10 protein-coding genes are annotated in these 11,811 nt (G+C 68.5%); 7 read left to right on the forward strand and 3 right to left on the reverse strand.

Going from position 1 to position 11,811, the window contains the following annotated elements; genetic code table 11:
* Positions 1-41 precede the first annotated feature (41 nt).
* The 6 genes from lapB to ACYVJJ_RS10275 are packed head-to-tail and all read left to right on the forward strand — an operon-like array spanning position 42 to position 6,697.
* Entirely contained in the window at positions 42-1,217 is a 1,176-nt protein-coding gene (gene lapB / locus ACYVJJ_RS10250; protein ID WP_460833251.1) for a lipopolysaccharide assembly protein LapB, read from the forward strand.
* Positions 1,217-2,191, forward strand: a complete 975-nt coding sequence (locus tag ACYVJJ_RS10255; protein WP_460833253.1) for an MraY family glycosyltransferase — start codon at positions 1,217-1,219, stop codon at positions 2,189-2,191. The genes lapB and ACYVJJ_RS10255 overlap by 1 nt, the downstream gene beginning before the upstream one ends.
* Entirely contained in the window at positions 2,188-4,092 is a 1,905-nt protein-coding gene (locus ACYVJJ_RS10260; protein ID WP_460833254.1) for a polysaccharide biosynthesis protein, read from the forward strand. Before ACYVJJ_RS10255 ends, ACYVJJ_RS10260 begins: the two co-directional genes overlap by 4 nt.
* Positions 4,093-4,118: 26 nt before the next feature.
* Positions 4,119-5,030, forward strand: coding sequence for a UTP--glucose-1-phosphate uridylyltransferase GalU (gene galU / locus ACYVJJ_RS10265; RefSeq protein WP_460833256.1), 912 nt, complete (start codon positions 4,119-4,121; stop codon positions 5,028-5,030).
* Between the two features lie 39 nt (positions 5,031-5,069).
* Positions 5,070-6,365, forward strand: coding sequence for an NAD(P)/FAD-dependent oxidoreductase (locus tag ACYVJJ_RS10270; RefSeq protein ID WP_460833257.1), 1,296 nt, complete (start codon positions 5,070-5,072; stop codon positions 6,363-6,365).
* Positions 6,362-6,697, forward strand: a complete 336-nt coding sequence (locus ACYVJJ_RS10275) for a tRNA-binding protein (RefSeq protein WP_460833259.1) — start codon at positions 6,362-6,364, stop codon at positions 6,695-6,697. The genes ACYVJJ_RS10270 and ACYVJJ_RS10275 overlap by 4 nt, the downstream gene beginning before the upstream one ends.
* A gap of 171 nt (positions 6,698-6,868) precedes the next feature.
* On the opposite strand, the gene ACYVJJ_RS10280 is transcribed toward ACYVJJ_RS10275, so the two are convergent.
* From ACYVJJ_RS10280 to ACYVJJ_RS10290, 3 genes are read right to left on the reverse strand one after another with little or no spacing between them, the layout of a single operon-like run.
* On the reverse strand, positions 6,869-8,080 hold the full coding sequence (locus ACYVJJ_RS10280; protein WP_460833261.1) for an acetyl-CoA C-acyltransferase: 1,212 nt from the start codon (positions 8,078-8,080) through the stop codon (positions 6,869-6,871).
* Between the two features lie 52 nt (positions 8,081-8,132).
* Positions 8,133-10,502, reverse strand: a complete 2,370-nt coding sequence (locus tag ACYVJJ_RS10285; protein ID WP_460833263.1) for a 3-hydroxyacyl-CoA dehydrogenase/enoyl-CoA hydratase family protein — start codon at positions 10,500-10,502, stop codon at positions 8,133-8,135.
* A 25-nt stretch (positions 10,503-10,527) separates the two neighbouring features.
* Positions 10,528-11,166, reverse strand: coding sequence for a TetR/AcrR family transcriptional regulator (locus ACYVJJ_RS10290; protein ID WP_460833265.1), 639 nt, complete (start codon positions 11,164-11,166; stop codon positions 10,528-10,530).
* A gap of 213 nt (positions 11,167-11,379) precedes the next feature.
* Between ACYVJJ_RS10290 and ndk the strand changes: the two genes are divergently transcribed.
* Positions 11,380-11,805, forward strand: coding sequence for a nucleoside-diphosphate kinase (ndk, locus tag ACYVJJ_RS10295; protein ID WP_460833266.1), 426 nt, complete (start codon positions 11,380-11,382; stop codon positions 11,803-11,805).
* The last annotated feature ends 6 nt before the right edge of the window (positions 11,806-11,811 follow it).

Here is an 11,811-nt window from a genome sequence, read left to right on the forward strand (position 1 = left end):
GGGGTGCGTGAACCTCGCCATGATCACGACGGAGCATCGCGATGGCGTTCATCAGCGAATGGCTGTGGTTCTTCCTGTTGGTGCCGCTTGCGCTGGTCGCTGGCTGGGTCGTCGGCCGCCGTGGCGGCAAGCTGCATAGCGAGACCCAGGTCAGCCGCCTGTCCACGACGTACTTCCGCGGCCTGAACTACCTGCTCAACGAACAGCCCGACAAGGCGATTGAACTGTTCCTGCATATCGCCGAGCTCGACAAGGAGACCTTCGAGACCCAGGTGGCGCTCGGGCATCTGTTCCGCCGGCGCGGCGAGGTGGATCGTGCGATCCGCCTGCATCAGGCGCTCGTCCAGCGCGCGGGCCTGAGCGACCAGCAGAAGGTCCAGGCGCTGCTCGCGCTCGGCGAGGACTACATGAAGTCCGGCCTGCTCGACCGCGCCGAGACCGTCTTCAGCGAGCTCGTCGCACTGGATCTCTCGCCGCTCGCGTTGCGCCAGCTGATCTCCATCTACCAGGCCGAGCGCGACTGGGCGAAGGCGATCGAGAATGCACGCGCCTACGAGAAGGCGACGGGCGAGCCGATGGGCCGGCTGATCGCGCACTTCGAATGCGAGCTCGGCGAGCGCCATCGTGCCGCCGGCGAGGTCGAGGCCGCGCGCGGCACGGTCGCGCGCGCGTACGAGGCGGACGCCAATTCCGTGCGCGCGGGCATGCTGGAAGGGCGCATCGAACTCGATGCGGGGAACCGTTCCGCGGCGATCCGCTCGTTCGAGCGCGTCGCCCGCAGCGATCCCGACTATCTCCCCGAAGTTCTGCCGGCGCTGCTCGAATGCTACGAGGCGGTCGGCGATGTTCCTGGCGCGCGCGCGTTCCTGGCGGAGATGTGCGAGCACTACCGCGGCATCGCGCCCGTGCTGGCGCTGACGCGAATCCTGGAAAAGGAGGAGGGCGTCGCCGCTGCGCGCGCCTATCTCGCGAAGGAGCTGAAGAATCGCCCGTCGGTGCGGGGCGAGGCCGCGCTGATCGATCTCACGTTGGCGGAAGAGGCCGATCCGGTGTCCACGCTGCTCGACCTCAAGCACATCACCGATCAGCTGCTCGTGCGCAATCCGAGCTACCGGTGCACGCGCTGCGGTTTCGGCGCGCGCAGCCATCATTGGCAGTGCCCGAGCTGCAAGGAGTGGGGCGCCGTGAAGCCCCTGCTCAACTACGCGGTCGTCTGATGCTCGAACATGCAGCGGCCGTCGCCGTGATCACCGCGGTCGGCACTTGGCTCGCACGCCAATATGCGTTGCGCCGTGCGCTCATCGACGAGCCGGGCGAACGGCGCAGCCACGCGCAGGCCACGCCACGCGGCGGCGGTATCGGCCCGGTGGTCGCGCTGCTGCTCGCATTGCTCCTTGGCGCGCAGTTCCCGCTTTCGTTTGCGATTCCGGCCGCGCTGGGCCTCGTGCTGGTCGCCAGCATCGGCTGGTGGGACGATCACCGACCGCTGTCGGCGTCGCTCCGCTTGCTCGTCCATGTCGTCGCCGGCGTGCTGCTCGCGGTCGCCCTCGACCTGTGGCGGGAGCTCCCGGTGGCGGCAGTCGCGGTCGTGTTGGGGACGGCAGCGCTCGTGAACATCTGGAATTTCATGGATGGCATCAACGGCATCGCGACCTTGCAGGCCGCGGCCGTGGGCGCGACAGCACTGGTGCTAATCGGTAGCGGGACCGGCACCTACGCCGGCCTCATCGTGGCCGCGTGCCTGGCGTTCCTTCCGTTCAACTTTCCCCGCGCCCGCATCTTCCTCGGCGACGTGGGTAGCGGGGCACTCGGTTACCTGATGGCTCTTGTCGCGGCGCCACGGGCCGTAAACGACGCGACTCCGCTCTTGCTGTTCTTCCCGATGGCGCCGTTCGCCGTCGACGCCGGACTGACGCTGCTGCGCCGCATGGTGCGTGGCGAGCGCTGGTGGACGCCGCATACGCAGCATCTCTACCAGGTCGCCGCACGTCGGCTCGCCCATGCACCGGTGACGCTCGCGTACACCGGCGTGGCGGCCGCGGGCGGCCTCATCGCCTGGCGACTGCGAGCGGCAGGCATGCCGGTTACCATGGCGTCGCTCGCCGTGTGGTATACGGCCTGCGCATTGGCATGGGCGGTTCTGCAGTACGTCGCCGCTGGACGCGGCGCCCCAACGGAGAAGGATCGATGACTCGCTGGACAGGCCGCTGGCAGGCGCGCGTACCGCGCATGGCCGTGGTCGCACATGACCTCGCGATGGTGTGGCTCGTCTGGTACGGGCTGCACTACACGCGCTATTCCATCGAGTCCAATGCGCCCGCGATACCGCTCTGGTCGACGGAGTCCGCGCTGGTCGTCGTCGTGCAGGCACTGGTGTTCTGGCAGGTCGGCCTGTACCGCGGCCTTTGGCGGTTCGCGAGCGTGCCGGATCTCTGGAACATCCTGAAAGCCGCCATCGGCGGTGTCCTCGGGATCATGCTGGGGCTGTTCCTGTACAACCGCATGGAGACCGTGCCCCGCGCGGTGCTCGTGCTCTATCCGATCGTGCTGGCCGCGATGCTCGGGGCCCCGCGACTCGTCTATCGCGCCTGGAAGGACGCGCAGTCCGACGACCGGCGCAAGTCGTCCACGCGCGTGCTGATCCTCGGCGCGGGGCAGGCCGGCGAGGCGCTCGTCCGCGACCTGCGCCGCTTCGGCACCTATCAGCCCGTCGGTTTCCTCGACGACGCCGCGCGCCTGCGCGGATCGAAGATGCACGGCATTCCGGTGCTGGGGCGCGTCGAATCGCTGCCGGAGATCGCGCGCGAGACCGCCGCGCAACTCGTGGTCATCGCGATGCCGTCCGCCGACGCGACGTCGCTGCAGCGGGTGGTCGGGATCTGCGAGCAGAGCGGCCTGCCGTTCCGGATGGTGCCGAGGCTGCAGGACGTCCTCGAAGGGCGTTCCATGCCGGGCGAGCTCAAGGAAGTCGCGATCGAGGACCTGCTCGGGCGCAAGCCGGTGCTACCGGACTGGAAGGCGATCCGCTCGTGGCTGGGCGGCCGCTCCGTACTCGTGACCGGCGCCGGCGGCTCGATCGGCGCGGAGCTCTGCCGCCAGTGCGCGCGACATGGCGCGCGGAGCATCGCGCTCCTCGAAATCGACGAACTCGCCCTGATGACGACGGAGAGTGCGCTTCGTCGCGATTTCCCGGACATCGAATTGATTCCCGTGCTCGGCGACTGCGGCGACGCCGCGGTGATCCGCCACGCGCTCACGCGGGCACAGCCCGAGGCCGTATTCCACGCAGCGGCCTACAAGCAGGTCCCGGTGCTCGAGGCGCAGCTGCGCGAGGCCGTGCGGAACAACGTGCTCGCGACGGAAGCCGTGGGCCGTGCCTGCCGCGAGGCCGGCGTCGGCACCTTCGTGCTGATCTCCACCGACAAGGCGGTCGATCCCGCGAACGTACTCGGCGCGACCAAGCGCATGGCCGAGATGACGTGCCAGGCCCTCGCCGATCGCGCGACGCGCTTCGTCACGGTCCGCTTCGGCAACGTGCTCGACTCCGCAGGCAGCGTGGTGCCGCTGTTCCGCGAGCAGATCCGCGCGGGCGGGCCGGTAACGGTCACCCATCCCGACGTCACGCGCTTCTTCATGACGATCCCGGAGGCCTGCCAGCTGATCCTGCAGGCGTCGGCGATCGGGACGCACGAAGCGCTCTACACGCTCGACATGGGCGAGCCCGTGCCGATCCGTCTGCTCGCCGAGCAGATGGTCCGCCTCGCGGGCAAGCAGCCGGGACGCGACATCGCGATCGTCTACACCGGCCTGCGCCCAGGCGAGAAGCTGCACGAGACGCTGTTCCACGCGGACGAGCGCTACCGGCCGACCCAGCATCCGAAGATCCTGCAGGCCGACGCCCGCAAGGTGGTCGCCGCCGAGGTGGAAGAGGCGCTCTCGAGCATGCGCGAGGCGACGGCACGCTACGATCTCGAGGCACTGTCGACACTCTTGCGCACGGCAGTGCCCGAGTTCCATCCCGCAGGCGCGGCGGCGTCGTCGAGCACAGCCACCGTCGTCGCATTTCCTGCACGGCAGTCCCGGAAAATCTGAGCATCTCCTGAATTCCCTGGACTTCGATGACCTCCGCCAACCCGCGTCGCATCCGCAAGGCCGTCTTTCCCGTCGCCGGACTCGGAACCCGCTTCCTGCCGGCCACCAAGACCGTCCCGAAGGAGATGCTTCCGGTCATCGACAAGCCGCTGATCCAGTACGCGGTCGATGAGGCGATCGAAGCAGGCTGCGACACGCTGATCTTCATCACCAACCGTTACAAGCACGCAGTCGCGGACTACTTCGACAAGGCCTACGAACTCGAGCACAAGCTCGAGCGCGCAGGGAAGGCCGAGCAGCTGGAACTCGTGCGCCACGTGCTGCCACCGGGCGTCAAGACGATCTTCATCACGCAGGCCGAAGCCCTTGGGCTGGGCCATGCGGTGCTGTGCGCGAAGGAGGTCGTAGGGGACGAGCCCTTCGCGGTGTTGCTGCCCGACGACCTCATCTGGAACCGCGGCCCGGGCGCGCTGCGCCAAATGGCCGATGCGGCCGAGCAGAGCGGCTGCAGCGTGATCGCGGTGCAGGACGTGCCAGCCGAGAAGACCGCGAGCTACGGCATCGTCGCGACGCAGGACTTCGCCAATCGCCAGGGCCGCATCACGCGCATCGTCGAGAAGCCGAGGCCGGAGGATGCGCCGAGCACGCTCGCCGTCGTCGGCCGCTACGTCCTGCAGCCGACGATCTTCGAGCTCCTCGAGAGCACGACGCCGGGCGCCGGTGGCGAGATCCAGCTGACCGACGCGATCGATCGGCTGCTGACCGCGGAGTGCGTCGACGCGTATCGCTTCCGCGGCACGCGCTTCGACTGCGGCACGCACATCGGCCTGATCGAAGCGACCATCCGTTACGCGCTCGACCACGAGAAGCTCAGCGACGCGGCCGCCGAGATGATGCGCAACGCGCTCGTCGAGCTCGGCGTCGTCGAGATCGCCTGACGGCTGGACTTTCCGCGCGCGAGCTCGCAGGCTCGCGGCATGCCACGCATCACGGGTGACTATTACGCCGATTCCGCACGGGTCGGCTTCGCGGCGCCGCCTCTCGAAGGCGTCGCGGATGTCGACGTCTGCGTCGTCGGCGGGGGCTTCGCGGGCCTCAACACCGCGCTCGGGCTGCTCGAGCGCGGCGTCGGCAGCGTGCTCGTGCTGGAGGCGCGCCAAGTCGGCTTCGGTGCCTCGGGCCGCAACGGCGGCTTCGTCTTCGGCGGTTTCGCGCGGGGCGAGGGCGCCCTGCTGCGGGATCTGGGTGCCGAGGGTGCGCGTCACCTCTACGGTCTCACGACCGATGCGGTCCGGTGCATTCGGCGTCGCATCGACCACTTCGGCATCGACTGCGATCCCGTGGACGGCGGCGTGATCTGGGCGAACTGGTTCGCCGACTCCGCGCCGCTGCGCACGCGACAGGCGCTTCTCTCGCGGTCCTACGGCGCCGACTGGGCCTGGCTCGATCGCGCGCGCATGCGTGAGCTCATCGAGTCCGAGCGCTACGCGGAAGGCCTTTACGAGGCCGGTGCCTTCCATTTCAACCCGCTGGCGTATGCGCGGGGCCTCGCCGGGGCGATCGTCACCCTCGGCGGTGCGGTGCACGAGCAGTCGGCGGCCACGTCACTCGTCGCCGACGGGGCAGGCTGGCGTGTCGGTACGGCGCACGGCGAGGTACGCGCGCGCCGCGTGGTGCTGGGCTGTGGAGGCTACCTCGCCGGCCTGCGACGCCGGGTCGACGAGGCCGTGCTGCCGATCGCCACGTACGTGATGGTCACCGAGCCGCTCGGCGAGCGCATGTCGATGGTGCTGCGCACGTCGGCCGCGGTCTACGACACCCGGTTCGCCTTCGACTACTACCGCGCGCTGCCGGACACGCGGCTGCTGTGGGGCGGTCGGATTTCGGTGCTGGACCGATCACCGGCGGAGGTCGAAACCCTGCTGCGCGCCGACATGCTGCGTGTGTTCCCGCAGCTCGGCGACGTATCGGTGGACTATGCCTGGTCGGGGCTGATGAGCTACGCGCCCCACCAGATGCCCCACGTCCTCGAGGCCGAGCCGGGGCTATGGGTCGCCCAGGCGTTCGGCGGGCACGGCGTGGCGCCGACCACGGCCGCAGGCGAGCTCGTCGCCTCGGCGATCGCCGATGGCGACGATCGCTGGAGGATGCTGTCGCGCTACGGGCTGCAGCCGGCGTTCAAGCCCGTCGGCTTCGTTGCCGCGCAGATGAGCTACTGGTGGGCGCAGTCGAAGGACGCGTTCAAGGATTTCCTGGAGAACCGCAGGCGATGACAGAGACGATCGAGTGGGCCGATTTCCAGAAGGTGCTGATCTGTGCCGGCACCGTGCAGCGCGTGGAAGCATTTCCCGAAGCGCGCAAGCCCGCATGGAAGCTCTGGGTGGACTTCGGCGAGCATGGCGTGCGCCAGACGAGCGCGCAGATCGTCGACCTCTACACGGCGGAGGACCTAGTGGGGCGGCAGATCGTCGGCGTCCTGAACTTTCCGCCGAAGCGGATCGGCCCGTTCCTGTCGGAATTCCTGCTCACGGGCTTCCACACCGAGGAGGGCGTCGTCATCACCACGGTGGAACGTCCGGTTCCGAACGGTGCTCGGCTCGCCTGACCGGGCGATCGGTACGAAGGGCTGCGCCACGGCGCACGCCGATGTGATCGCCGCCTCGCGCGCTCTATAGCGCGGATGCGACACGCGACGTGCCAAACCCCGGAGTGCGCAACAGGCGGCCAAAGGAAAAGGGGCCCGAAGGCCCCTTTCCGGATCATCCTGGCGCAATGTTCAGAGCGCTTCGAGGATGCCCGCGGCGCCCATGCCGGTGCCGATGCACATCGTGACCATGCCGTACTTCTGCTGGCGGCGACGCATGCCATGGACGATGGTCGCGGTGCGGATCGCGCCGGTCGCGCCGAGCGGGTGACCGAGCGCGATCGCGCCGCCAAGTGGGTTGACCTTCGACGGGTCGAGCTCCGAGTCCTTGATGACCGCGAGCGCCTGCGCGGCAAAGGCCTCGTTGAGCTCGATCCAGTCGAGCTGGTCGCGCGTCAGGCCCGCCTGCTTGAGCGCCTTGGGGATCGCCGCGTTCGGACCGATGCCCATGATGTGCGGCGGCACGCCGGCGACCGAAAAGCTCACGAAGCGGGCGAGAGGGGTGAGGCCGTAGTCCTTGATCGCCTGCTCCGAGGCGATCAGCACTGCCGCGGCGCCGTCACTCATCTGCGAGGCGTTGCCGGCCGTGACCGAGCCGCCGAACTGGCCGTTCTTGAAAACAGGCCGCAGCTTGGCAAGTCCCTCGATCGACGTGTCCGCGCGCGGGCCCTCGTCGGTGTCGACAAGGCGCTTGCGGAGTTGGATCGCGTTGCCTGCGACGTCGGGCACGTGCGAGACGACCTCGTACGGCGTGATCTCGTCGCGGAACTCGCCGGCCTGGATCGCCGCGAGCGCCTTGCGGTGGGAAGCGACGGCGAACTCGTCCTGCTGCTCGCGCGAGATGCCCCAGTCCTTCGCGACGTTCTCGGCGGTGATGCCCATGCCGTACGCGATCGCGATGTGGTCCTCGTCCTTGCCGAAGACGCGCGGGTTCAGCGCGATCTTGTGGCCCATCATCGGCACCATGGACATCGACTCGGTGCCGCCCGCGAGGATCAGGTCGCAATTGCCGAGCCGCACCTGGTCGGCCGCGAGCGCAACCGCCTGCAGGCCTGACGAACAGAAGCGGTTGATGGTCTGCGCGGCGACGCCGTGCGGAAGGCCGGCGAGCAGCACACCGATACGCGCCACGTTCATGCCCTGCTCGGCCTCGGGCATCGCGCAGCCGATGATCGCGTCGTCGATGCGCTCGGGGTCGATGCCCGGCGCCTGCGCGACCACGCTGCGCAGCACATGCGCGAGCATGTCGTCGGGGCGGGTGTTGCGGAAAAAGCCGCGCGGCGCCTTGCCCACTGGCGTGCGGGTGGCGGCGACGATATAGGCGTCCTGGACGTGCTTGGTCATGTCGTTTCTCTCGTGAGGTCGAAGGGGATTCGAAAGGTCGGGCCTTCGAACCTCAGTTGCGGAGCGGCTTGCCGGTCTTGAGCATGTGCGCGATGCGTTCCTGCGTCTTCGGCATCTGCGCGAGCTCGACGAAGTGCTGGCGCTCGAGCTTGAGCAGCCATTCCTCGTCGACCACGGAGCCGCGGTCGACCATGCCGCCGCACATCACGGTCGCGATGCGAGTGGCGATCTCGTAGTCGTGCGGCGAGATGAACATGCCTTCGAGCATGTTGATCAGCATCATCTGCAGCGACGCGACGCCGACGTCGCCCGCTACCGTGATGTTGCGCGCCGGCAGCGGGGGGCGGTAGCCGCCCTCGGCCAGAGCACGAGCATTCGCCTTCGCGACGTGCAGGAGCTCATGGGTGTTGAACGTCACGACGTCGCTCTCGCGGGCGAGCTTGAGCGACTTCGCCTCGAAGGCCGAGGTCGAGACCTTCGCCATCGCCACGCTCTCGAATGCGGACTTGAGGTGCGCGAATACGTCGCCCCCCGGACCCGCCGCCTGCGAGGCCCGCACCGCGAACTCCTTCAGGCCACCACCGGCGGGCAGCAGGCCGACGCCCGCCTCGACGAGGCCGACGTAGCTCTCCAGCCCGAACACGGTGCGAGCCGCATGCATCTGGAACTCGCAGCCGCCACCGAGTGCAAGGCCACGAACGGCCGCGACAACCGGGACGAGCGAGTACTTGATTCGCTGGCTCGTGCGCTGGAAGTTCTCGACCATCGCCTCGAAGCCGGCGACGTTGCCGGCCTGAAGCAGGCCGAGCGCGCCCGCGAGATCGGCACCGGCGGAGAAGGGCTCCTTCGGCTGCCAGATCACGAGGCCGGCGAAGTCGCGCTCGGCGATCGAGATCGCCTCCTGCAGGCCGTCGAGGACCTTGTCGGAGACGGTGTGCAGCTTGGTCTTGAAGCTGACGACGGCGATCTCGTCCTCATCGGCCCAGAGGCGCAGTCCGTCGTTCTCGAAGACCGTGCGACCGGGCGCGAACTGCTCGCCCACGAGCGGATCGGGGAAGCGCTGACGCGCGTATACCGGGTTTGCCGAGCGGGTGACCGCGCCGCCCTTCGCCGGGCTGAAGCTCCCGGCCGCCTCGTGCACGCCATCTCGGCTGTCGACCCAGCCGGGGAGCGGCGCATTCGCCATCGTCTTCCCTGCGGCGACGTCCTCGGCGATCCACTGCGCCACCTGCTGCCAGCCCGCGGACTGCCAGGTCTCGAACGGACCCTGCGACCAGCCGTAGCCCCACCGCATGGCGAAGTCGACGTCGCGCGCGGTGTCGGCGATGTCCTGCAGGTGGAAGGCCGAGTAGTGGAACGTGTCGCGGAACACGGACCAGAGGAACTGGGCCTGCGGATGCCCGCTGGCGCGCAAGGCGGCGAACTTCTTCGCCGGATCGCGCTCCTTGAGGATTGCGGCGACGTCGGCGTCGAGCTCGCCCGCCATCGCGCGGTAGTCCCGTGCGGCGACATCGAGCACGAGGATGTCCTTGCCGCGCTTGGTGTAGAAGCCCGCGCCGGACTTCTGGCCGAGCGCGCCCTTCTCGACGAGGCCGCTGAGCCACGCTGGCGACTTGAAGTAGGCGTGCCACGGGTCGGCCGGGAGCGTGTCCGCCATCGTCTTGATCACGTGCGCCATGGTGTCGAGGCCGACGACGTCCGCGGTGCGGTACGTCGCCGACTTCGGCCGACCAATCGCCGGACCGGTCAGCGAATCGACCGTGTCGAAGCCGAGGCCGAGCCGCTCGGTGTGGTGCATGGCGGCCAGCATCGAGAACACGCCGATGCGGTTGCCGATGAAGTTGGGCGTGTCCTTGGCGATCACGACGCCCTTGCCGAGCGTCGTGGTGAGGAACGTTTCCAGCCCCTCGAGGACCTCGCGGTCCGTCGTGCTCGCCGGGATGAGCTCGGCGAGGTGCATGTAGCGCGGCGGGTTGAAGAAATGCACGCCGAGGAAGCGGTGGCGCAGCTCCTCGGGCAGCACGTCGGCCAGCGCATTGATGCCCAGGCCCGACGTGTTGCTCGCCAGCACCGCGTGCGCGGGCACGAACGGCGCGATCTTGCGATACAGGTCCTGCTTCCAGTCCATCCGCTCGGCGATGGCCTCGATCACCAGGTCGCAATCGCGCAGCAGTTCCAGGCCGGTCTCGTAGTTCGCGGGCGTGATGCGCTCGCCAAGCGCCTTGTCGGCCAGCGGGGCGGGGGAGAGCTTCGCGAGGTTCGCGATCGCCTTCGTGACCACCCCGTTCGGATCGCCTTCCTTCGCGGGAAGGTCGAACAGCACGGTATCGACGCCGGCATTGGTCAGGTGGGCGGCGATCTGCGCCCCCATGACGCCGGCGCCCAGCACGGCGGCGCGGCGGACGAGCAGTTTCTTCGACATGTCGTTATCGGTCCCGGAAAGTGGGTCAGGCAGGGTCCGCCGACGGGCACTGGATGCCCGCGGCGGCGAAACGGATGAGCTCGCGCGCGGCGCGCGCGCGGTGCGCGGCTTCGGACGAGCCGGTCGGCCGCTTGATCAGGCCGAAGTCGGACATCGCGTAGGTGAGGGCGCCGGACAGGAAGTCCAGCCGCCAATAGAGCGCCTCCTTGCTGAGCCCCGGCACGACAGCGCCGATTGCCTTCGCGAACTCGCGCAGCACGTGGCCGTAGTGGTCGGACAGGAATTTGCGCAGCGCATCGTTCTTTTCGGCATAGGCACGGGCGAGCACGCGGACGAACGAGGCGCCGCCGTGGCGATCCTGCGCGATCGCCAGTGCCGGCTCGACGAACGCCGCGAGGATGGGCTCGAGCTGGCCGGGCTCGCGCTGGACGGCCTCGCGCAAGGCCGACAGCCGCCTGTCCGTCATCTCGTCCATGCGGCGGCGGAAGACCTCGTTGACGAGGTTCTCCTTGCTGCCGAAGTGGTAGTTCACCGCGGCGATGTTCACGTCGGCGCGGCTGGTGACCTGCCGGAGCGAGGTCCCGGCGAAGCCGTGCTGCGCGAAGAGCTCCTCGGCGGCGCCGAGGATGCGGTCCTTGGTCGAGAACGGGGCAGGGCTGGACATGGGTCGCCTAATCAAACGCTTGTTTGATGGTAGACCCGGACCATACGGGGGTCAATGGTCCAGCGGCGGTCCAATGCGGCCGCTTTCATCGACCCCCGCTGAACGCGTAGAATTCCCCGCTGCCAGTTCGGCTAAACCCGCGTAACTACGCGGGTTTTTCTTGTTATCTTGGGCGCTGAGACGCACCGCGCCCGCCAACCCGGAGAGATTCACATGGCGCTGGAGCGCACGATTTCGATCATCAAGCCCGACGCGGTCGCCAAGAACGTGATCGGCCAGATCTACACCCGCTTCGAGCAGGCCGGCCTGAAGGTGGTCGCGGCCCGCATGAAGCAGCTCTCGCGCCAGGAAGCCGAAGGCTTCTACGCCGTCCACCGCGAGCGCCCGTTCTTCAACGCGCTGGTCGACTTCATGATCTCCGGCCCGGTGATGATCCAGGTGCTCGAGGGCGAGAACGCGGTGCTCAAGAATCGCGAGCTGATGGGCGCCACCAACCCGAAGGACGCAGCAAAGGGCACGATCCGCGCCGACTTCGCCGATTCCATCGACGCCAATGCCGTGCACGGTTCGGACAGCCAGGAGAACGCCGCGATCGAGATCGCGTACTTCTTCCCGCAGACCGACGTCTACGCGCGATAAGAGAGA

It is taken from the genome of Lysobacter humi (ex Lee et al. 2017) (assembly GCF_054781815.1).

What these genes read in the sequence shown, in the direction of transcription:
- lapB (WP_460833251.1), top strand. Translation starts at nt 42, where the DNA reads ATGGCGTTCATCAGCGAATGGCTGTGGTTCTTCCTGTTGGTGCCGCTT.
- ACYVJJ_RS10280 (WP_460833261.1), bottom strand. Translation starts at nt 8,080, where the DNA reads ATGACCAAGCACGTCCAGGACGCCTATATCGTCGCCGCCACCCGCACG.
- ACYVJJ_RS10270 (WP_460833257.1), top strand. Translation starts at nt 5,070, where the DNA reads ATGCCACGCATCACGGGTGACTATTACGCCGATTCCGCACGGGTCGGC.
- ACYVJJ_RS10285 (WP_460833263.1), bottom strand. Translation starts at nt 10,502, where the DNA reads ATGTCGAAGAAACTGCTCGTCCGCCGCGCCGCCGTGCTGGGCGCCGGC.
- ACYVJJ_RS10290 (WP_460833265.1), bottom strand. Translation starts at nt 11,166, where the DNA reads ATGTCCAGCCCTGCCCCGTTCTCGACCAAGGACCGCATCCTCGGCGCC.
- ACYVJJ_RS10260 (WP_460833254.1), top strand. Translation starts at nt 2,188, where the DNA reads ATGACTCGCTGGACAGGCCGCTGGCAGGCGCGCGTACCGCGCATGGCC.
- ndk (WP_460833266.1), top strand. Translation starts at nt 11,380, where the DNA reads ATGGCGCTGGAGCGCACGATTTCGATCATCAAGCCCGACGCGGTCGCC.
- galU (WP_460833256.1), top strand. Translation starts at nt 4,119, where the DNA reads ATGACCTCCGCCAACCCGCGTCGCATCCGCAAGGCCGTCTTTCCCGTC.
- ACYVJJ_RS10255 (WP_460833253.1), top strand. Translation starts at nt 1,217, where the DNA reads ATGCTCGAACATGCAGCGGCCGTCGCCGTGATCACCGCGGTCGGCACT.
- ACYVJJ_RS10275 (WP_460833259.1), top strand. Translation starts at nt 6,362, where the DNA reads ATGACAGAGACGATCGAGTGGGCCGATTTCCAGAAGGTGCTGATCTGT.